Origin of the sequence: Acidisphaera rubrifaciens HS-AP3, assembly GCF_000964365.1 — a bacterium.
GTDB classification, from domain to species: domain Bacteria; phylum Pseudomonadota; class Alphaproteobacteria; order Acetobacterales; family Acetobacteraceae; genus Acidisphaera; species Acidisphaera rubrifaciens.
The window spans coordinates 1-817 of sequence record NZ_BANB01000437.1; the positions used below are offsets into that span (position 1 = coordinate 1).

Consider the following 817-nt stretch of genomic DNA (forward strand, 5'->3'; position numbering starts at 1 on the left):
CCCCGCCTGGGGCGGCCGGGCGCGCGGCCCGGCCGTGCCGGTCGCGGCACCCGCGATCAGGCGGTGCCGGGCTCGGGCGAGAACAGGGCGGCCTTGTCCGGCTTGCCCTTCCACTCGTCGGCATCGGCCGGCGGCTCGCCCTTGCGGGTGATGTTGGGCCACTGCGCCGCATAGGTGCGGTTGCGTTCCTGCCAGTCGGCGGCGCGGTCGTCGCTGTCCGGCACGATCGCCTCGGCCGGGCATTCCGGCTCGCAGACGCCGCAGTCGATGCACTCGTCGGGATGGATGACGAGCATGTTCTCGCCGACATAGAAGCAATCGACCGGGCAGACTTCGACGCAGTCCATGTACTTGCAGCGTATGCAGCTCTCGGTGACGACGTACGTCATCGCAATCCCCCGGGCAGTCCCTGTAGTTCCGGCGCGGCATATGCAGGCGATTTCGCATCGGCACAAGACGCGGGTGCGTCGATCGCCTGATAAAGCGTGGCCGCCTCGGCCGCCGGCCCCCGCCGCGGGGCGAGGGCGAGGACGCGCACCACCCGCACCTCGTGCCCGAGCGGCACCGTGAGCACGTCGCCCACCCGCAGCCGCGCGTGCGGCTTGTCCGTCGGCGCGCGGTTGATCCGCACCAGCCCGCCGGCCACCAGCCGGGTGCAGTCCGCGCGGTGACGCAGGAAGCGCGCGCACCACAGCCATTTGTCGAGGCGCTGCCAGTCGCCGCGGTCGTCGCCGCTCATCGCGCCCCCCGCCGGCTTCGGGGCGGCGGCGACGGTTCGGCGGCGTCGCGCAGCGCGGCGAGGGCGGCGAAGGGCCCG

General features: G+C 73.4%; 2 protein-coding genes. Both read right to left on the bottom strand.

The genetic code is table 11. The features are described from left to right. Nucleotides 1–56: 56 nt before the first annotated feature. A complete protein-coding gene (gene fdxA, locus B8460_RS12620; RefSeq protein ID WP_048861957.1) occupies nucleotides 57–389 on the bottom strand; it encodes a ferredoxin FdxA in 333 nt (110 codons plus the stop codon). Continuing rightward, nucleotides 386–739, bottom strand: a complete 354-nt coding sequence (locus tag B8460_RS12625) for an RNA-binding S4 domain-containing protein (RefSeq protein WP_084623602.1) — start codon at nucleotides 737–739, stop codon at nucleotides 386–388. Before B8460_RS12625 ends, fdxA begins: the two co-directional genes overlap by 4 nt. Nucleotides 740–817 lie beyond the last annotated feature (78 nt).